The organism is Ensifer sp. WSM1721, assembly GCF_000513895.2.
GTDB lineage: Bacteria > Pseudomonadota > Alphaproteobacteria > Rhizobiales > Rhizobiaceae > Sinorhizobium.
On the sequence record NZ_CP165785.1, the window covers coordinates 104,331 to 123,612 of the forward strand.

The window sequence follows — 19,282 nt, forward strand, 5'->3', positions numbered from 1 at the left end:
TCGTGTTATGTCTGGCGGAAACATATTGCAAGCAATGCGAAAAAGGCGCTGATAATGGCTCCCTGTTTTGCAATTTTGTTTCGTCGGACACTTATGCCGCCCGCCAGCACACCGCAGCTCGACGCCTTCGACCGTAAAATCCTCGAGATCCTGCAACGCGACAACACCACGCCGCAACGCACGATCGGCGAGGCCGTCAATCTCTCGGCACCCGCCGTGCAACGCCGGATCAAGCGCATGACGGAAGAGGGCGTCATTCGCGCCAATGTCGCCATTGTCGATCCCGCCGCCGTCGGCAAGCCGATCACGATCTTCGTCGAGGTGGAGGTCCTAAGCGAGACGGCGGAACAGATCGAGCGGGCCAAACGCGAATTTGCGTCTTCGCCTGAAATCCAGCAGTGCTATTACGTGACCGGCGAAGCCGATTTCGTTCTCGTCATCGTCGTACCCTCGATGGCCGACTACGAAACCCTGACCCGGCGTCTTTTTTTTGGTAACAATAACGTCAAACGCTTCCGGACCTTCGTCGCGATGGACCGGATCAAGGTGGGATTGAGCGTTCCGCCGTGACGATAGATTTGGGCCACTCTGTTGGCGACTTGATGACCTCAACCTTGTTAGTGTCATTCAGATGCATCACGGTCTTGGCAACGGAGATCGTTGGCTGCAAACGCCCTTGTCCAAACGCGTATTGATTTCGACGTTCGGCACCGAGCGTCTGCGGTGCTTGAGAGCACGGGCCTTACTGTATCTGATGCGGTCCGTATCCTGCTGACCCGCACCGCCAACGAGTGTCGGTTGTCACCTGAGCCTCGTTCGGGCAGCGAGGCGCATGATGCCTGGTTTCGCGTTAAAGTGCTCGAAGCGCTGAACGATACTCGACCGGACGTCTCTGATGATGAAGTCGAGGCGCATTTTGCGGAACGTCGCGCGACAGCGCGCCTCAAACTGCGTGCACCCAAATCGTGCATCGTACCTGGTCTGCGTTCGCGTTATCGGATCGCGACGCCATCTTCACCTATCTCGAGTCAGACAATCCCTCCGCCGTCTTGATCGAGGAGCGGATCGCCGCCGCCACTCGCCGGCTGATCGACTTTCCTGCGAGTGGTCGCATCGGCAATATTGCTGGCACACGCGAACTTGTGATCAACGGGACGCCATATGTCGCGGTATATACCGTTGGCGAAACAAGTCGCATTCTGGCGCGCAGGAATGGCCGGACTCTTTGCCAACTAGCTGAATCAACGCATACAGCGGCGGCGGCGGTTCGAATCCGTTCAACTGCTTTATCTCAGACGGAAACACAATCAAGACTGGCTAGGCTATCCGCTTGGCGAACGCTCGAAGTCGAAAATGCTCTGGGTGGCGAGCGCAGCCGCTCCGCGGGCCCAAGAGCTCGGCACCCAGTCCGTCAGAAGCTCGGGTCTGGAGAAAAAAAGGAACTCCTCCATTGCGCTTCGTAGCGGTGTGAGCAGCGCGTCGCCGAACTGGACGGCCTCTCCGCCGACGATAATTACTTCCGGGTCGAAGAGATTGACGAGATCGGCAAGATGCCGGCCGATGCGCGCGCCGGCCTCGCCGACGATCGTAAGCGCCGTCTCGTCGCCACTATCCACAGCGGCGGCAAAGGCGGTTCGCGATGTCGGCGCGCCTTTTCTGCGCTGGTACTCGTCCAGCATCGCGGGCTCGGCGGCGTGGGCCATGAGGCAGCCGCGCCGTCCGCATTCGCAAAGCGCTCCGCCGGGGATCGAGGTGATATGGCCGAGCTTGCCGGCGCTGCTGTTGCTGCCGTGGTAGATCTCCCCGTTCAACACCAGCGAGCAGCCGATCCCGGTTCCTATCGCAAGCGCCGCGAAATTGCGGTGGTTGCGGCCCGCGCCAAACAGCTTCTGCGCAATCGCAAAGGCGTTCACGTCGTCATCGATCCAGACCGGCGCATGCACACGTTCGGCCAGCATCTCGGCGAAGGGCAAGTCGCGCCAGCCGAATCGCGGGCTCTGCAGGCAGAGGCCCTTTTGTGGATCGACCTCGCCGGGTATCGAGACACCGATCCCCATAATATCCTTTTCATCCCGGCGGGCCTCGGTCAGCAGGCGTGGGATCGTGTGCTCGATTGCGTGGATCATCCCTTCAGGCGTCGTTTCCGCCACCTCGGCCTCGAGCGTGGCCAGGGGCGTGGTGGCGAGATCGGTCAGCACACAGGCGATGTTGTCGCGGTTCAGCTTGAAGCCGAGCGCCAGATGCGCCTCGTAATTGATGTCGACGGGAATGGGACGGCGCCCGTTTGCGCTTGACATGGCCTCGCGCTCGATCACCAGCGCGTCGTCCATCAATTCGGTGACGACGAAGGTCACCGCCGCCGGGCTGAGGCCGGTGGCCAGAGCCAGTTCCGCGCGCGAGATCGGTCCGCGATTGCGTAGCAGGTTCAGGATCAGCCGCCTGTTCAGGGCGCGTGACGTGCTGGCATTGCCTCTCAAAACTCAGTCTCCCGCATCTGGCAGAGTTAGTTTATTTCTTAAATTAACGATTGTGCCTGATGTGAAGTTAGGCTAGCTTGTCCATGTTGGCAATGAGGAGGAGACTGCGGAGCGAGAATTTTCCGCCCGCATGATCTCAAAGCAATCGAGAGTTCCAAGTCAGTCCGGATCGAGGTCGGTCCGGGCACAGAGAAGCTTTGTCCTGGGAGGATTCAAATGGCCTTGAAAGATGTGATGACTCTGGCCGCAGGCGCTTCGGCGTCCCGTCGCCAGTTCCTGATCGGAGCGGGAACCGCGCTCGCGGGAATGACGCTCGGCGCGCCGGCTTTGGCGCAGAGCAAGGAACTCGCGATCATCTCGAATATCGGCAATGCCGGCCAGCGCGAAGTACTCCAGCGTATCGCCGCCGAATACGAGAAGGCAAGCGGTGTCAAGGTGACCATTAACAATATGGATCACGAGGCGCACAAGACCGCGATCCGCAGCTATCTCGTCGTCGGCGCGCCGGACATCTGCTTCTGGTTTTCCGGCAACCGCATGAAGGCCTTCGTCAAGCGCGACCTCTTCGACGACATTTCCGACCTGTTCGAACGCGAGAACTACAAGAGTGTGCTCGGTCCCGCGACCGGCGCCGTCACGGTAGACGGCAAGCAATATGGCCTGCCGCTGGGTGGCCTGCTCTGGGGTATGTTCTATCGAAAGGACGTCTTCGCCGAAAAGGGCTGGACGCCGCCAAAGACGATCGACGAGCTCCTTGCGCTCGGCGAGCAGGCGAAATCGGCGGGCATGATCCCGGTCAGCATGGGCACCAAGGAAATGTGGCCCGCCGCCGGCTGGTTCGATCATATGAACCTGCGCATCAACGGCCTCGAAAAGCACATCGCGCTGATGGACGGCAAGATGTCCTACACTGACCCTGCCATGCTGCCGGTGTTCGACAAGTGGGCCGAACTCATCAATGCCGGTCTCTTCAGCCCGAATCACACATCCTTCGGCTGGGAACAGGCGGCGGCTGCACTTGCCCAGAAGAAGGCGGCGATGATGGATCTCGCGGGCTTCATCAAATACGGCTTCCCCGAAGACCAAGTCAGTCAGATCGCCTTTGCGCCGTTCCCCGAGATCGCTCCCGGCATGGCCCGTTACGAGGATTTCGCGCTCAACTCCATTCACGTTCCCAAGAACGCAAAGAACAAGGAGAATGCCCGCGATTTCCTGGCCTATTTCTACAAGCCGGAAAATCTCTCGGCCTTTCTCGAAACCGAAAGTGCGGTGCCGCCGCGCAACGATTGCCCGCCGAGCAAGGATCCGCTCGTCAATGCCGCCGTCGAGTCGCTCAAGACGGTCGAAGGCTCCGCGCAGTATTACGACCGCGATACCGATCCGGACATGGCGCAGGAGGGCCTGAAGGGCTTCCAGGAATTCATGGCCAAGCCCGATCGGCGCGACCAGATCCTCGAACGGCTCGAAGGCACGCGCAAGCGCATCTTCAAGGCTTGAGCCACAGTCGCGGTCGCTCGAACTCTCCCACGAGGCGACCGCAAGCGGCGGGGCTGCACCGCAGCCCTGCCTGCTCCCGATCAATCTCCAGCGAGTACATGAGATGTCCGATTTCTGGCGACGCCATCGGCATTGGATCACGCCGACCCTGTTCATCATGCCCGGCGCCTTGCTGTTCGGGGTCGTGATTATTTTTGCCTCCGTGGAAACCATCTGGGTGTCCTTCTTCGATTGGGACGGCGTCGGGGCAAAGCAGTGGGTGGGCCTGTCGAACTATCGGCAGCTTCTGGCCGACCCGCAATTCTATGTGTCGCTCAAGAACAACCTGATCTGGCTGGCGATGTTCATGCTCGCTCCGCCACTCGGGCTTGGACTTGCGCTGCTTCTCAACCAGCCTATCAAGGGCATGCGGGTCATGAAATCCATGTTCTTCGTGCCCCTGGTCCTGGCCTCGGTCACGGTCGGCGTGGTCTTCACCTGGGTCTACGATCCGACCTTTGGCCTACTTTCGCTGATCTTCGGCTATTTCGGCGCGACCGCGCCGGCCCTTCTCTCCGACGAGCATTTCGTCACCTTCGCTGTCGTGCTCGCGGCGCTCTGGCCGCAGGTCGCCTTCTGCCTCGTCCTGTTCCTGGCGGGGCTCAACAATCTCAGTGAAGACCTCATCGGCGCCGGGCGCGTGGATGGGGCGCGCGGCTTGCTGATGCTGTTCCATGTCGTCCTGCCGCAGTTGCGCGAGGTCAGCTTCATCGCGCTTGCCGTCACGGTGATCGGGGCTCTACGCTCGTTCGACATGGTCGCGGTCATGACCTCAGGCGGACCATTCGGCTCGTCGACCGTCCTCGCCTACCAGATGTACGAGCAGTCGATCTTCTCCTACCGCTTCGGCTATGGCGCGGCGATCGCCACGGTTCTTTTCGTGATCATGGCGGCCTTCATCGCCTGGTATCTGCGCACACTTCTCAAACCGGAAAGGGAGGGCGTCTGATGTATCCAAGACCGATCCCGGAAGACGCGCCTGCCAGGCGCTTCACCTATGCGGCAATGGTCGCCCTGGTCCTCATTCTCTGGCTCGTCCCGCTCGCTGCCGTCATGGCGACCTCGCTGCGCTCCTTCGAGGAAGTCATGGCCGGCAACTACTGGGGCTGGCCGAAGAGCTTCAATTTCGTCGAGAACTACACCGCCGTTTTCACCCAGACGGCCATGGCGCAGTATTTCCTCAACAGCCTGATCGTGACGCTGCCGTCGGTGCTCGGCGTGCTCGTCCTGTCGACGCTGACCGGCTTCGTCCTTTCGCGCTATCGCTTCAGGGGTGCTAATCTTCTCTTTGCACTGTTCGTCGGTGGCAATTTCCTGCCCGCGCAGATCATGATGATCCCGGTGCGCGACCTGATGGTTTCGGCCGGACTCTACGATACCTATTACGCGCTGATGGTCTTTCACATCGCTTTCCAGACCGGCTTTGCGACCCTCTTCATGCGCAATTTCATTGCGGCGCTGCCCGACGAGCTCTTCCAGGCCGCGCGGGCCGAGGGCGCGTCGCCGTGGCAGACGCTCTGGCATGTCGTCGTTCCGCTGATCCGCCCGGCGCTGGCCGCGCTCGCGATCCTGACCTTCACCTTCGTCTGGAACGACTACTTCTGGGCCATCGTGCTGACCCAGAGCGATGCCGTGAAGCCGGTAACGGCCGGCCTCAACAATCTCCGCGGCGAATGGGTCTCCGCCTGGAACCTCGTGGCGGCCGCGACCATCATGGTGGCGGTCCCGCCCGTCGTGATGTTCTTCCTCATGCAGCGCCACTTCATCGCCGGCCTTACCGTCGGCGCGGTGAAGGGCTGAGGCCCAAACCAAGGATCACTCTCCATGCCCAGTGTCGAACTCAAGCAGATCGAGAAGCATTACGGCGGCTTCCACGCCCTCAGGGACATCAATCTCGAGATCGAGGAAGGCGAATTCGTCGTGATGGTCGGCCCTTCGGGCTGCGGCAAATCCACATTATTAAAGACGATTGCCGGTCTTGAGACCGTCAGTTCCGGGAAGATGCTCATCAAGGGCCGGGACGTGACGAAGACGGAGCCCGGCGACCGCGGCATCGCCATGGTCTTCCAGTCCTATGCGCTCTACCCGCATATGACCGTCGCCGAAAACATGGGCTTCGGCCTCCGAATGGCCGGACGCCCCCGGGAGGACATCGATGCCGCCGTCGCCCGCGCCGCCAAGATTCTGAGGCTGGAGGAGCAACTCGCCAAGAAGCCGAAACAGCTCTCGGGTGGCCAGCGCCAGCGCGTCGCCATCGGCCGCGCGATCACCCGATCGCCTGACGTCTTCCTGTTCGACGAACCGCTCTCCAATCTCGACGCGGCCTTGCGCACGCAGATGCGGGTGGAGCTCTCGACGCTCCATGCCGAGCTCGGCTCGACGATGATCTATGTGACGCACGATCAGGTCGAGGCTATGACCATGGCGAGCCGCATCGTCGTGCTCAATGGCGGTCGCGTCGAACAGGTCGGCGCACCGCTCGCGCTTTACAACAATCCCGCCAACCTCTTCGTCGCCGGCTTCCTCGGCGCGCCGCGCATGAATTTCGTCGCGGGACGGGTTGCCGATATCAGCGGCTCGTCTGCGAGGATCACCTGCGCTGGCGGTGTTGAAGTGGCTTTCGACGATCTCGTCGGAAAGGTGGCAGCCGGAGAAACGGTCACCATCGGCATCCGCCCCGAAAGGCTGCGCCTCAACGACCCGATTGCCGCGACGCGCTTCCCCGCCCAGGTGCGGCTGACCGAATATCTCGGCCGCGAGACGATCGTCTACGCGGATGCCGGCGACCTCGTCACCAGCAGCTCCGACAGCGGCACCGGCGCCTTCACGATCCAGATGGCCGACATCAGGCCCCATCAGAGCGGAAGTGCCGTCTCCATCGGCTTCGATGCCCGCGACGCCTACCTCTTCGCCACCGACGGCCGAACCATCACCTCTCCCAAGCCCGTCGCAAAAACCTGACCAAGGACAGCATAATCATGAAGCGTATCCAACCGGCGCCGCTCTCGGTCTGGCGCACTCTCAACCTTGACGATTTTCTGCTCGGCGCGCCGCACTACCCTGAGCACGTCGACGAAAGCTACTGGGTGCGCGACGCCCAGCGCATGGCCGCGGCCGGCTTCAATGTCGTCCGTCTCGGCGAATTCGCCTGGCATATCATGGAGCCGTGCGAAGGCCATTTCGACTTTTCGCTCTTCGACAAGGCCATCGAAGTGCTCGCCGCGGAAGGCATCAAGACCATCTTTTGCACGCCGACTGCCACCCCGCCGCGCTGGCTCACTGCCACCTATCCCGAAGTGCTGCGCGTCGACGAGCGGGGCAGGACGGCCTCGCACGGCTCTCGTCAGCACGCGGACACCAATAGTCCCGTCTACCGCGTGCATAGCCGCCGCATTACGCAGGCGCTCGCCGATCACTACAGCGGCAATCCTGCCGTCATCGGCTGGCAGACCGACAACGAACTCAACACCACCGCCTCGACCTCTTATTCCGAGGCCGCCGAGCGCGAGTTCCGCCGCTGGCTGCGCGACAAATACGTGACGATCGAGGCTCTGAATTTCGCCTGGGGCGGAAACTTCTGGGCGCTTGCCTATGACAGTTTCGACCAGATCACCGTCCCGCGAAAGGACAATCCAGGTTTCATAGCACCCGGTCACATGCAGGACTATCACCGCTTCCTGGCGCATGCGACGGCCGCCTTCCAGCATGATCAGGTAGAGATCCTGCGCCGGGCAAATCCGGACTGGTTCATTTTCCACAATCTCGGAAGGCTCGAGGACATCGACTTTCGCGGTCAATTCGGACAGGATCTCGATTTCCTCGGTTTTGACATTTATCCCATGCTCTACGACGAGATGAGGCGGAGCGGCGGCCACACCGTCACCCAGGCGCTGCACCTCGACATCTGCCGCGCCTATTCTGGCAATTTCATCGTGCCGGAACAGGCCTCCGGTTTCGGCAGCCAGCCTGGGTTTTCGACCATGACCCCGGAGCCCGGCGAAATGCGCCGCATGGCACTGAGCTCGGTGGCGCGCGGCGCCGACGGCCTGCTCTTCTTCCGCTGGCGCCCGGCGCATTTCGGCGCCGAGATCTACTGGATGGGAATTATCGACCACGACGACGTCCCGCGCCGCCGCTATCAGGAAGTAGTGCTGTTCGCGGAAGACATTTCGCGGATCAAGCAGGATCTGCTCGGTACCACGGTTCGCATGGACGTCGCCATAGCCGGCGCGGATTTCGACAACCAGGAAGCCTACAGGACTTATCCGATGGGCATGCCGAGCCCGCTCGAGGACGGCATGCTGCTGCATCGCTACTGCTATTCCAAAGGCATCGCCTGCGGCTTTATCCATCCCGAGGATGACCTTTCCCGGATCAAGATGCTCTACGTGCCGCATTGGGTCATGTGGAAGCCTGAATGGAACGAGCGCGTGAAAGCCTTCGTGGAGAATGGCGGAACGCTGGTGGTCGGCGCCATGAGCGGCACCCGAGACCAGAATAACCACATCCCGACTGACCTCGCTCCAGGTCCCGGCCTGTCCGAACTTTGCGGCGTTCGCGTCGAGGAATTCGGCCGCGTCGCTGAGCCGGGCTCCGATGGACTTTTCGGCCTGCATGGCACCGAATTTGGCCTGCACAATCCGGCAATTCGCCTGCCGGCTAGTTCCGCCGAGCGGCGCTATCGATTCACGCTTGGCAATCGCGAGCATGACGCCGCCCATCTCTATGAACTTCTGGATCTCGACGGGGATGTCGAGGTGCTCGGCCGTTGGAGCAACCGCTTCGCGAGCGGCCGTGCGGCAATCACCAGCCGCAAGGTCGGAAAAGGCAGGGCTGTCTATGTCGGAACCTATCTGACGGAATCGCTGGTCGAGGGCCTGGCCGGCCAGCTCTTCGCCCCGGGCGACATCCTGCCGCTCGTCGAGGACCTCCCCGCCGGTGTCGAAGTGACCCTCAGGGAGGCACCTAACCGCAAGCTGCTATTCGTACTCAACACCGAAGGAGTAGATGTCGAGCTTTCATCCCTACCGTCAGGGGCCGATCTGCTGACGGGCAAGAGCATCGATGGCTCGCTTTCGCTTGGTCCGCATGGCTGCGCGGTTGTGCGCTACTGATGCCGGCGTTTGTCGCCGCTGCCCGTGACAAAAGGCCTCCGGGGGAGATGTCTTCGCGCCCGGCAGCTTTGGCCGACGATGGCGAGGCCGCGCGGGCGCTTGTGGATCGGAATAAAGGCCGCCGCTAGCGACGTCGAAATCGAAGTGATGCTGGTGCTGACTCCCGTGCCGGCATTCTTGATTCTGGACGTCGTTCTGGACATCGGCGGTAGCAGCAACGATGTTTCGGTTGAGATCGAACTGCTTGCTGTGGTGAAGGACACCGCGCCCTTGCTTCCCCAAGGGGTGGAGTTTCCGAACGACGATACAGGCTACTGGTTCAGCGATCAATTTTCGCATCCTTACTTTTCGATAATCGGATACGGGTTTTGACCGGAACGCCTATCCTCACGTCATGCGCAATTTTGTTCTTCAAGGGAATAGTTTCGTCGGCTCGCTAGACGCCAGCTGGAGCACACCGAATACGAAGGCCGGGCGTGGTTCGATCAGAACCACCCCCCCAGCATCAGTTGATTTCGGACAGGAAGCGCCGCGCGCGGTCTGTCTTGGGATTGTCAAGAAAGTCGTTCGACAGTCCCTCCTCGATAATCTCACCGCTTTCCAGGAAGACAATATGGTTGCCGACAGCGCGCGCGAAGCCCATCTCATGCGTCACGACGACCATGGTCATGCCTTCCTTTGCGAGATCCTGCATCACCGACAGGACGCTGCCGCGCAGCTCTGGATCGAGAGCCGATGTTGGTTCGTCGAAAAGCATGGCTAAGGGCTTGGTTGCAATGGCGCGCGCGATTGCAACACGCTGCTTCTGTCCGCCGGACAGCTGACCGGGGTAGTGATCGACGTGATCGGTCAGGCCAACTTTCGCAATTTCCTGTCGTGCAATCTCCTGGGCTTGCGCCTGAGACATGCCCTTGGTGTGGATGAGGCCACACGTGACGTTCTGCAGGACCGTCATGTGGGGAAACAGGTTGAAGTGCTGGAAGACCATACCTGTTTCGCGACGAAGTCGCTGGAAGTCACGTTTGTATTTGCGTTCCTTAGAACGCGACCCATGGTAATTCTTAGCGTCCCACTCAAAGGATCCGACTGTCAAATGACCTTCGTCGGGAACGGTAAGCAGGTTTAGACATCTCAACAGCGTGCTCTTGCCCGACCCACTCGGCCCGAGGAGAACAACGACATCCCCCTCGAGAACGTCGAGCGAGACCGAGTTCAATCCCCTTACAGCGGGGAGGTCACGACTGGGGAACCACTTGCTTGCGTGACGCAGAGAGATGACGGTATTTCTGCTATCGGCTTCTTCCAACTTTTGCTCCTGATCGAAGCGGGGCGACCGCGTTGGACCGCCCCATTGACGCAATTACGATTCAACGTGAGATGGGCTTCCACCTGGGCCAACGGCCAGATACGGGAGGCCGGCGGCGATCGCGTCCTTGCCAACGTATTCGCGGTAGAGCGAATTCAGAATGCCGCCTGCGGCGTTGTACAGCAGCCAATTGGTCACAAACATGTACATTTTTGTATCGCCGGTCGGCAGGAAGAATGTGTTGTGATCGACGTAGGCGGGGTCCTTGCCGATAATCGCAAGATCGACGCCCTGCTTCTTCGTATTCACGATTGTGAACAACGATTGCAGAGTAGCGTTGGCACGACCAGACATAACTTCACCGATTGCACCGGTCTGATCAGGGAATACCGATACTGATGCGTTGGGGTAAAGGTCTCGTATCTTTGCTTCCTGAGAGCTGCCCTGGAGAGCCGCGAACTTAAAGTCTGCGGCGTTCATCTGGTCGTAGGTCAGATCAGCCGCCTGCCTGCCAACGATATAGACGGGCTGAAATGTTACAGCGCATCCTGCGAACCATCCTCGCAGGGATCGGCTCGGAAGGATCGTTCCAGTGGTCATCATGTCGGCACGACCGGATTCGACGGCTGCAAACATTTGACCGAAATCCATATCTGCGAACTCGACCTGAATTTCAGGCGAGATATCCTTGATCATCCGTCGAATGAGGGCGATTTCATAGCCGTCTGGCTCGCCCTTGTCGTTGATGTACATATTTGGCGGATATTTCAAACTGGCGGCTACGGTGATTTTTTTGGTCCTGACGGCTTTGTCCAAAACCGAATCGCTGGCTGCTTCCTGCGCATGCGCGCCACTTGCAGTGCTCACCGCAACAGCTGCTGCACCTCCCGCAAACAGACCAGCGGTCAGAAGTGCACGGCGGTTCGCCCGTATTTCACTACCTTGCTTCGTATCCATCAGCTTTCCCCTTGTCGTTTCAATTATGAAAGCATTCCCTTGCAACCCGCCTGTCGCGGGGGGCACCCTTCATCAGGCGGTAAGACCGCCATCGACCGTCAGCTGCGCACCATTGACGTAGCTGGCGTCCTCGCTCGCCAAGAACAAAATGGACTTGGCAATCTCTTCGTAGGTTCCCAAACGACCAAGCGGCACGGTCGGCGCGAAGCGTTGATCCCGCGCGACAACCTGATCGGGTGACATGCGCGTCAGGCGGTCAGCCATGATGCTTTCCAAGACACCCGGGCAGATCGCGTTTGCGCGGATACCACGCGCGCCATAGTCACGCGCGATGGTGCGGGTCAGCATGATCAGGCCTGCCTTCGACACGCCGTAAACCGCCTCTGAAGTCGAAGCGCGCTGCCCGGCAATAGACGCGGTATTGACGATAACGCCCCTGCCAGCATCCACCATGTGCGGAATAGCCTCGCGACAGAAGAGGTACGCCGCCTTTAGATTGACATCCAATGCCTGCTGCCAGACCGCCGGATCCGTCTGCGAGATCGTGCCTGTCGGATTTATGCCGGCGTTATTGATCAGGATATCCAGCTTGCCATATCGGCTAAGAGCCTGTGCGATGGCGTCCTTCGAAGTCTGTTCCTGCGAAACGTCGCCCACAATCGACACTACCTCGCATCCACCACTTTGAAGGTCTTCAACGAGTGTTTCCAGTTTCTCTTCCGCGCGATCAACAAGGACGAGCTTAGCGCCCTCAGTTGCAAGTGCCTGAACCACCGCCCTCCCAAGGCCACTCGCAACGCCTGTTACTAAAACAGCCTTCCCTGAAAATCGCATCTCAACCCGTCCATTTGGCAAATCCAGTAGACCCCTCGCGCGGTCATCACCTTCATTACTAATGGGCCGATTGTATCTAAAACACAATAGGAAATCATATATGATGTTGACGATTCGAGCTTGCGAGCGTATCGATTGGACACGCGATAAAATACGCCTTGAGAAGGGAACGGAATGAGCCTCGATTTTTCAATAGTCCTGGCGCAATGGCCGCGCCTCTTGTGGGGGTTGGTCTACGACCTGTATTTCGCGCTCGCTGGCTTCGGAATTGGCTGCGTCATGGGGTTCATTTCGTACCTCGCCTCCGCATCGAAATCGAAGATTGCCAATGCGATCTCCTATGTTTACGTGCAGATCGTCAGAGGTCTGCCTATGTACCTTTTGCTCTTATGGATTTACTTCGGTATCGCCACTAGGATTGGGCTGGCTCTGACTGGTGAGCAGTCGATTATTCTGGCCATCGGCATCATGAGCTCGGCCTTCACATCAGAAATCTTCCGCACAGGATACAATGCAATCGATGTGGGGCAGATCGAAGCTGGTAAGGCGCTTGGCCTCTCCGATTACCGGATCAACAGGACTATTCTGTTTCCGCAGGTAATTCGGATAGTCATTCCGCCGCTCCTCAACGTTTTTGTGATCTGTTTCAAAGCATCAACCTACGCCGCCGTCGTGGCGGTACCGGAGCTCATCTTCGCTGCGCAGGACATTAGTTTGAACCAGTTTCGGCCATTCGAAGCCTACATTTCTGTCGCCGTACTGCTGATCGGAACGATGTTGTTTCTGTCGCTCTTGGTTAATGCGGTCGAGGCCCGTCTCACCGGGAGTAGGGGAGCATCACGGTCATGAATAGCTGGAGTGCTGTACTGAGTCATATGCCCGCCATGCTGTATGGGCTTCGCTTCACTTTCCTTATTGCTATCGCGTCGCTCGCCCTGTCGATGGTGTTTGGCGGGATCATAGTTTCGCTTCTCAGAAGCAACGTCGTCGTCGCCCGGTCGATCGGGTTTCTCTATGTCCAAGTCTTCCGCTCACTCTCGCCGTACGTCTACGTCCTGCTCGTGTACTTCGCGCTGGCTGGCGTGACCGGGTGGAAAATGGATCCCACTACCGCCGGGATCATTTCGCTTACCCTGCTCAACACGGCCTATGTTGCAGAAATCTATCGTTCTGCGCTTCTCACAATTGACGACGGTCAGTGGGAAGCGGCTGCGGCTATGGGCTTGACACGATGGAAGACCAACTCGATCGTCATCTGGCCGCAGGCCCTGCGGACGGCCCTTCCTCTCCTCCTCAACCAGTTCATCGTGATTTTGAAGGATTCCGCTATCGTCGGTGTGATAGGCGTCAAGGACATACTTTACATCGCCAACGCGCAAGCCTCCGTCACCTACAAGCAGTTCGAGTATCTGACTGCAGTGGGTATAATCTTCATTGTCATTGTGTTTGTGCTGTCTCGCTTGAGCATGAACTTGGAACGACGTCTCGCTTGGAAGCGGTAAGTCTTGCCGGAGCCTGTCGAAGCCCATAAGGCGACAGGAAATCAAATTGGATTTCTAATTTGATTACAATCGTTAGGGAGTGAACGCATGGCAAAGGTGGTGCCACCCGCCACAGAAGCTAAGAGCAAGCAGCAAATCGCTTACAATTATCTCAAGGAGGGTATCGACCGCGGATTGTATGCACCCAAGCAACGGCTGGTGATCGACACATTGGCCAGGGAGCTATCGATCAGCCCAGTTCCGGTCAGAGAGGCCATACGTCGTCTTGAGGCTGAAGGCTTAGTGATCTTCAGCAAGAACTCTGGCGCGATCGTCGCCGGCGCGGATCCAAATCTGTGGGCGGAGCAGATGGAGCTTTTGGCCGTCCTCGAAGGCTATGTGACCGGCGCAGCCGCGCCGAGGATCACTCCAGCCGACATCAAGCAACTGAAGAGCATCAACGACGAGATGGCGCAGGCCCTGGCTTCGTTCGATCTCGGCGGTTGGACCCAAGGCAACCTGGATTTCCATGCGGTCATCAACAAGCGGTGTCCCAATGCGACGATCGTCGAGCAGATCGGTCGGTTGAGGTCGAGGATCGCTATGATCAACCGATTCATATTGCCACGAACTGAGGCAACAATCCTTCACACTCTGGGCAGAGACAGCGGCAAGTCGACGCTCAGCGGACACGAATGGATCATCGACGCCTACGTCACGAGGAAATCGGCCACAGAAATCGAAGCTCACGTGCGGACGAACATTCTGACGCTGACAGAAGAAACCCGCCGCAACCTGTTGAACGATCATGACGGGCGCGTGAGCATGTCAATTGGATAGGGATATGCACATGCAAAACTATGACGTTGTTGTTCTGGGCAGCGGCGGCGCGGGATTGGTTGCGGCTCTCGCAGCGGCCTCGAAGGGAATGACCGTCGGGGTTCTCGAAAAGTCGCCGTTGATCGGCGGCACGACTGCAATCTCCGGCGGAGGAATCTGGATCCCCAATAACCACGTTATGGAGGCCTCCGGCTTCATCGACAACGAGGCGGATGCGCATATCTATCTTGACCGCCTTACACACGGGGAAACTTCACCGGATCTTCTGCGGCAATTCGTGACGAGCGGCCCCGAAATGCTCCGGTTCCTGGAAACCCACTCAGATCTTCGCTTCTTCAGTGTCGACCGTCCCGACTATCACCCGGGCTGGACAGGTGCGCGCAGCGGCCGATCGGTCGAACCTCTGCCATTCGAACCGGGGATGGAAGCCGGGCTCTTTGAGACACTCCGTTATTCGACGCTACGACAGCCGGTAACATCAACGGAAGGCCGCAAGGGCCTGAGCGCGGACATCATCGCCGATCGGCAGCGCCGCAACATACGTACACAAGGGGCCGGCTTGGTGGCAGGTCTGGCCCAAGCATGCGCAAAGGCAGGCGTCCGCTTCCATGTGAGCAACCCCGCAACCGGCCTTACATTCGATGGCCGGCGCTGCACCGGCGTTAAGACAGCGAACGGGCGCGTCTCGGCGAAGGTCGGCGTTGTCCTTACCACCGGTGGCTTCGAGTGGAACGAGGACATGGTTTCCGCCTTCCTTCCCGGCTTCACCAGCGCGCCCACGACGCCTCCCGGCAACAATGGCGACGGACTGAGGTTTGGTCTGGAAGCGGGAGCGGCCATCGCGAATATGACAGAGGCTTGGTGGACCGCTGCTTACCGCATTCCCGGCGAAGAACTTGATGGCATGCCACTGACGCGGAACATGGTGCGAGAACTGGCACTTCCTGGATCGATCATGGTGAACAGCAGGGGCGAGCGCTTTGTTAACGAGGCGACCTCCTACAATGATCTCGGAATGTCGTTCAACATCTTCGATCCAGGAGCGTACTCGTACATAAATCGGCCAGCTTGGCTGATCTTCGACAACGCTTTCAAGAACCGGTACACCGTTGCATCCATTCCTCCGACACAACCGGCTCCGAATTGGATGCACACGGCGGCTTCGCTCACTGAACTTGCGAACAAGCTGTCGATTTCAGCCGAAGGACTGCGGGCCACGATCGACCGCTTCAACGGTTATGCGCTTAATGGCCACGACCAGGATTTTGCCCGAGGGGAGGACGTCCACGGCCTCTATTATGGTGATCCAGAGATTACGCCGAACCCTTGCCTTGGCGTCATCAGCGAAGGCCCCTTCTATGCCGTCGAAGTTGCGCCGGGAAACAATGGTACGAAGGGTGGCCTAAAAACGACGACGCACGGCCAAGTAATCCGCCACGACGGATCAATAATCGGTGGGCTGTACGCCTGCGGAAATGTTGCCGCGAGTATCTTCGGAAAAGGCTACCCGGGCCACGGCGGATCTCTCGGGCCGATCATGACCGCAGCTTATGCCACCGGTATCAATTTGGGGGCCGGCCGGATCGGATGATCCGGCCGCTTTATTCGATCTTGGCGGATGAAACTGGATAGTTTTCGTGTTAAGCAACCTGGGTGCGACTCTACCAGTTAACAAGCAGGCGCCCCCAAGTAGCGAAGAGCAGGGGGGTGCTGCGCCCCCGTCAAAATGGCCGATATCCGTAGCATGAGCAACAAAGCTAGCAGCACTGAAATAGAAGGCGTCGAGCCGCACGGGGCTCCGCCAGGAAGGCGGCGTTCGCTGGCGATCGGACTCCTGCGCGCTCGTGAAGCGGTGATGAGCCATTTCCGGCCGATCCTCGCAGCTCATGATGTGACGGAGCAGCAGTGGCGGGTCATCCGCGCTTTGGCTGAGGCAGGCACGCTCGATGCGACGGAAGTGGCGGAGAGGGCGTTCATCCTGGCGCCGAGCCTTACGAGAATGCTTCGCTCCCTTGAGGAGCGCGGCTTCATTACCAAACACAAGGACAAGGCTGACGGTCGACGAGTCCTGCTACAGATCACCCCGGCCGGCCAAGCGATTATCGAAGAGGTGATGCCGGAGAGCCTTAAGGTGTACGCGGATATCGATGCCAGCTTCGGGGCGGAGCGGGTGGAGCAGCTTCTCGATATGCTGGAGGAGCTGTCAAGGTTCGGGCTCCAGGGCCGGACGAACGGCGAGGGCGATCAGTAGGCGGCTGCGCCCCTCGCGCCCTCGGCAGCCTCGACCTTCTCGAAGTCACGGAGCAATTGACTGGTCGCGTTGGCGAGAAGGGTCACGTCATTACCGATCGCAACGAAAGTCGCGCCGAGTTCGAGATAACGTTTTGCAAGCGAGAGGTCGCCGGTAAGAATGCCGGCGGCCTTGCTAAGCGACTTTATTCTGAGCAGCGCCTTCTCTACTTCTGCCTGAACTTCCGGCGCTCCGGGCTTGCCGAGGAAACCCATATCGGCTGCAAGGTCCGCCGGCCCGACGAAGACACCATCGACGCCCTCCGTCCCGGCGATATCGTCGAGTGCTTTCAGCCCGGCGAGGCTCTCGATCTGCAGCAGCAGGCAGACCTCGTCGTTCGCGGTCTGCAGGTAGTCGGTCGTGCGGTTGAAGGCCGAGGCGCGGGCGAGTGCTGCCCCGACCCCGCGAACGCCGTGAGGCGGGTAGCGCACCGCCTTCACCATCGTTTCTGCCATCGCTTTGCTATCGACCATCGGGATGAGCAGCGTCTGCGCCCCGATGTCGAGCAATTGCTTGACGATCCAGGTTTCTCCGATCGGCGGGCGGATCACCGCATGGCTCGTCGTCCCCTTCATCGCCTGGAGTTGGGAAACCAAGAGCGGCACGTCGTTTGGTGCGTGCTCTGCGTCGAGCAGCAGCCAGTCATAGCCAGCCCCGGCGCAGATCTCGACCGTGTAGGGACTGGCGAGTGCCTGCCAGAGGCCGATCTGGGCGCGGCCCTCCTTCAGCGCCTGCTTGAAACGGTTCGTCGGTGCGGGCATCGGCGGCTCCTTAGGCGAAGAACAGGCTGACCGAGCCGTAGGCGCCGAAGTCGGCGACAATGGTATCGCCGTGACGCGCCTCGATCGGCCGGATAAACGAGCCGGCAAGAACAATTTGCCCCGCTTCGATGCCATCGCCGTATCGTGCAAGTCTGTTGGCGAGCCAGGCGACGCCTCGGGCGGGCTGATTGAGAACGCCGGCGCCGAGCCCGGTTTCCTCGACTTCGGCGTTGCGGCTGACGATTGCGCCCATCCAGCGCATGTCGATTTGGTCCGGCCTGACGGCACGGCCGCCGGTGACGATACCGGCATTGGCAGCATTGTCGGAGATCGTGTCGTAGACGTTGCGGGCCTTCTTCGTCTCCGGGTCGACGCGGACGATGCGGGTGTCGAGGATCTCGAGGGCAGGGGTCACGTAGTCGGTTGCGGCGAGGACGTCGAAAACGGTCACTCCCGGACCTTTCAGCGGTGCCTTCATCACGAAGGCGATCTCCGCCTCGATGCGCGGCTGGATGAAACGGTCGGCGGGGATCGTCGCGCCGTCCTCGAAGACCATGTCGTCGAAGAGCACACCCGAGTCGGGGGTGTCGATGTTCAGCGCATATTGCATCGCCTTCGAGGTAAGGCCGATCTTCCAGCCGATCACCCTGCGGCCGCTGGCGATCTTCTTCTTCACCCACTCGCCCTGGATCGCATAGGCGGCGTCCATGTCGATCTCGGGATATTTCAGCGACAGGAGCCCGGTTTGCTTACGGGTCCGCTCGGCCTCGTCTAGGCTTCCGGCAGCCTGTTCGATCTGGTCCTTGGTCAGCATGCGCGCACCTCGTCGGCAATCGTGTTTCTCAAAGTGCCTATGCCGTCTGCCTCGACCTCAACGACGTCGCCGGGCTTGAGCCAAACCGGCGGGTCGAAACGGGCGCCGGCGCCGGTCGGCGTGCCGGTTACGATCACATCGCCCGGAACCAGAGTGGTGAAGGTTGAGATGTAATTGATGATCTTGCGGAAAGAGAAGATCATCCGGCTGGTGCGGTCGCTCTGGCGGACCTCGCCGTTGACGCGGGTCTCGAGTTTGATGTCGGCGATTTGGTCCTCACTCGCGTAAGGGATAAGCCAGGGGCCGATCGAGCCGGTTTGGTCGAAGTTCTTCCCCTGGGTGACATTGAATTTCGCGTGGCGCACCCAGTCACGGATCGTGCCCTCATTGCAGAGCGTCAGAGCCGCTATGTGGTTCAATGCTTCTGCTTCCGCGATGCGTCGCCCACCCTTGCCAATGACGATCACGATCTCGCCCTCATAGTCGAGTTGCGGACTTTCGGGCGGCCGGATCAGCGGCTCGCCGTGGCCGGTGAAGGATCGCGGAAAACGGATGAACAGCGATGGGTTGGAGGGGGCGGCCTGCCCGTCCTTGTATTCCTCGTTGCGATCGGGAAAGTTGACGCCGACGCAGATGATCTTTTCCGGCGACGGGATCGGAATCTCGAAGCGTATGTCTTCGACCGGGAAGTCCGGCGGCAAGGATGCGCTCTCCGCGGCGAGTGTGGAAAGCGCGCCGGCTGCGATGACTTCTCTGAGAGTCGCCCAGCGTGCGCCGTGGCGGGCCGAGAGGTCTACGACGCCGTCTTCCGTCAGAAAGCCGTAGCCTTGACGGTTCACATGGGAAAAGCTGAGGAATTTCGGATGGGACAT

The 19,282-nt window shown here is 59.7% G+C and carries 19 protein-coding genes and 2 pseudogenes; 14 read left to right on the forward strand and 7 right to left on the reverse strand.

Annotated features, from left to right (window positions below; genetic code table 11):
- The first annotated feature begins 93 nt into the window (after positions 1-93).
- The 3 genes and pseudogenes from M728_RS28750 to M728_RS28760 form a co-directional block, all read left to right on the forward strand.
- Positions 94-570 (forward strand): Lrp/AsnC family transcriptional regulator, encoded by a 477-nt coding sequence (locus tag M728_RS28750; RefSeq protein ID WP_026621501.1) that lies wholly within the window; start codon positions 94-96, stop codon positions 568-570.
- 90 nt (positions 571-660) lie between these two features.
- A pseudogene (locus M728_RS28755) lies at positions 661-966 on the forward strand (type II toxin-antitoxin system RelB/DinJ family antitoxin); the annotation flags it as partial.
- Positions 966-1,142 (forward strand): annotated as a pseudogene (locus M728_RS28760) (type II toxin-antitoxin system RelE/ParE family toxin); the annotation flags it as partial. The pseudogenes M728_RS28755 and M728_RS28760, both read left to right, overlap by 1 nt.
- Positions 1,143-1,322: 180 nt before the next feature.
- On the opposite strand, the gene M728_RS28765 reads toward M728_RS28760, so the two are convergent.
- Complete coding sequence (locus tag M728_RS28765; RefSeq protein WP_026621500.1) at positions 1,323-2,477, reverse strand: ROK family protein; 1,155 nt, start codon at positions 2,475-2,477, stop codon at positions 1,323-1,325.
- Between the two features lie 216 nt (positions 2,478-2,693).
- On the opposite strand from M728_RS28765, the gene M728_RS28770 reads away from it, so the two are divergent.
- The 6 genes from M728_RS28770 (at position 2,694) to M728_RS28795 (ending at position 9,499) form a co-directional block, all read left to right on the forward strand.
- Positions 2,694-3,974, forward strand: a complete 1,281-nt coding sequence (locus tag M728_RS28770; RefSeq protein WP_156943474.1) for an ABC transporter substrate-binding protein — start codon at positions 2,694-2,696, stop codon at positions 3,972-3,974.
- Between the two features lie 103 nt (positions 3,975-4,077).
- Positions 4,078-4,962 carry a carbohydrate ABC transporter permease gene (locus tag M728_RS28775; protein WP_026621498.1) on the forward strand — a complete coding sequence of 295 codons (885 nt, stop codon included), beginning with the start codon at positions 4,078-4,080 and terminating at the stop codon, positions 4,960-4,962.
- Positions 4,962-5,813: a carbohydrate ABC transporter permease gene (locus tag M728_RS28780; protein WP_026621497.1), complete on the forward strand. Its 852-nt coding sequence runs from the start codon at positions 4,962-4,964 to the stop codon at positions 5,811-5,813. The genes M728_RS28775 and M728_RS28780 overlap by 1 nt, the downstream gene beginning before the upstream one ends.
- A 24-nt stretch (positions 5,814-5,837) precedes the next feature.
- Positions 5,838-6,974 (forward strand): ABC transporter ATP-binding protein, encoded by a 1,137-nt coding sequence (locus M728_RS28785; RefSeq protein WP_026621496.1) that lies wholly within the window; start codon positions 5,838-5,840, stop codon positions 6,972-6,974.
- 17 nt (positions 6,975-6,991) lie between these two features.
- The gene (locus tag M728_RS28790; protein WP_026621495.1) at positions 6,992-9,127 is read left to right on the forward strand and encodes a beta-galactosidase; all 2,136 of its coding nucleotides are present in this window, start codon (positions 6,992-6,994) and stop codon (positions 9,125-9,127) included.
- Between the two features lie 147 nt (positions 9,128-9,274).
- The gene (locus M728_RS28795) at positions 9,275-9,499 is read left to right on the forward strand and encodes a hypothetical protein (RefSeq protein WP_156943473.1); all 225 of its coding nucleotides are present in this window, start codon (positions 9,275-9,277) and stop codon (positions 9,497-9,499) included.
- 133 nt (positions 9,500-9,632) lie between these two features.
- On the opposite strand, the gene M728_RS28800 is transcribed toward M728_RS28795, so the two are convergent.
- The 3 genes from M728_RS28800 to M728_RS28810 all read right to left on the reverse strand — a co-directional run bounded on the left by M728_RS28800 (position 9,633) and on the right by M728_RS28810 (position 12,164).
- On the reverse strand, positions 9,633-10,397 hold the full coding sequence (locus M728_RS28800; protein WP_084044589.1) for an amino acid ABC transporter ATP-binding protein: 765 nt from the start codon (positions 10,395-10,397) through the stop codon (positions 9,633-9,635).
- Between the two features lie 90 nt (positions 10,398-10,487).
- Positions 10,488-11,390: a transporter substrate-binding domain-containing protein gene (locus M728_RS28805; protein WP_026621492.1), complete on the reverse strand. Its 903-nt coding sequence runs from the start codon at positions 11,388-11,390 to the stop codon at positions 10,488-10,490.
- Between the two features lie 72 nt (positions 11,391-11,462).
- The gene (locus M728_RS28810; protein ID WP_245269722.1) at positions 11,463-12,164 is read right to left on the reverse strand and encodes an SDR family oxidoreductase; all 702 of its coding nucleotides are present in this window, start codon (positions 12,162-12,164) and stop codon (positions 11,463-11,465) included.
- 234 nt (positions 12,165-12,398) lie between these two features.
- On the opposite strand from M728_RS28810, the gene M728_RS28815 reads away from it, so the two are divergent.
- From M728_RS28815 to hpaR, 5 genes are all read left to right on the forward strand, one after another.
- On the forward strand, positions 12,399-13,073 hold the full coding sequence (locus M728_RS28815; RefSeq protein WP_026621490.1) for an amino acid ABC transporter permease: 675 nt from the start codon (positions 12,399-12,401) through the stop codon (positions 13,071-13,073).
- Entirely contained in the window at positions 13,070-13,726 is a 657-nt protein-coding gene (locus M728_RS28820) for an amino acid ABC transporter permease (protein WP_026621489.1), read from the forward strand. Before M728_RS28815 ends, M728_RS28820 begins: the two co-directional genes overlap by 4 nt.
- An 87-nt stretch (positions 13,727-13,813) precedes the next feature.
- Entirely contained in the window at positions 13,814-14,545 is a 732-nt protein-coding gene (locus M728_RS28825) for a GntR family transcriptional regulator (RefSeq protein ID WP_084044582.1), read from the forward strand.
- Between the two features lie 10 nt (positions 14,546-14,555).
- Positions 14,556-16,136 carry an FAD-dependent oxidoreductase gene (locus M728_RS28830; RefSeq protein WP_198023399.1) on the forward strand — a complete coding sequence of 527 codons (1,581 nt, stop codon included), beginning with the start codon at positions 14,556-14,558 and terminating at the stop codon, positions 16,134-16,136.
- A 153-nt stretch (positions 16,137-16,289) separates the two neighbouring features.
- Positions 16,290-16,796 carry a homoprotocatechuate degradation operon regulator HpaR gene (gene hpaR, locus M728_RS28835; protein ID WP_156943472.1) on the forward strand — a complete coding sequence of 169 codons (507 nt, stop codon included), beginning with the start codon at positions 16,290-16,292 and terminating at the stop codon, positions 16,794-16,796.
- Here the strand turns inward: hpaR and hpaI are convergent.
- From hpaI to M728_RS28850, 3 genes are read right to left on the reverse strand one after another with little or no spacing between them, the layout of a single operon-like run.
- A complete protein-coding gene (gene hpaI / locus M728_RS28840; RefSeq protein ID WP_026621486.1) occupies positions 16,790-17,596 on the reverse strand; it encodes a 4-hydroxy-2-oxoheptanedioate aldolase in 807 nt (268 codons plus the stop codon). The two genes, hpaR and hpaI, sit on opposite strands and share 7 nt — an antisense overlap.
- Before the next feature lie 10 nt (positions 17,597-17,606).
- A complete protein-coding gene (hpaH, locus tag M728_RS28845) occupies positions 17,607-18,410 on the reverse strand; it encodes a 2-oxo-hept-4-ene-1,7-dioate hydratase (RefSeq protein ID WP_026621485.1) in 804 nt (267 codons plus the stop codon).
- Positions 18,404-19,282: a fumarylacetoacetate hydrolase family protein gene (locus tag M728_RS28850; protein ID WP_026621484.1), complete on the reverse strand. Its 879-nt coding sequence runs from the start codon at positions 19,280-19,282 to the stop codon at positions 18,404-18,406. The genes hpaH and M728_RS28850 overlap by 7 nt, the downstream gene beginning before the upstream one ends.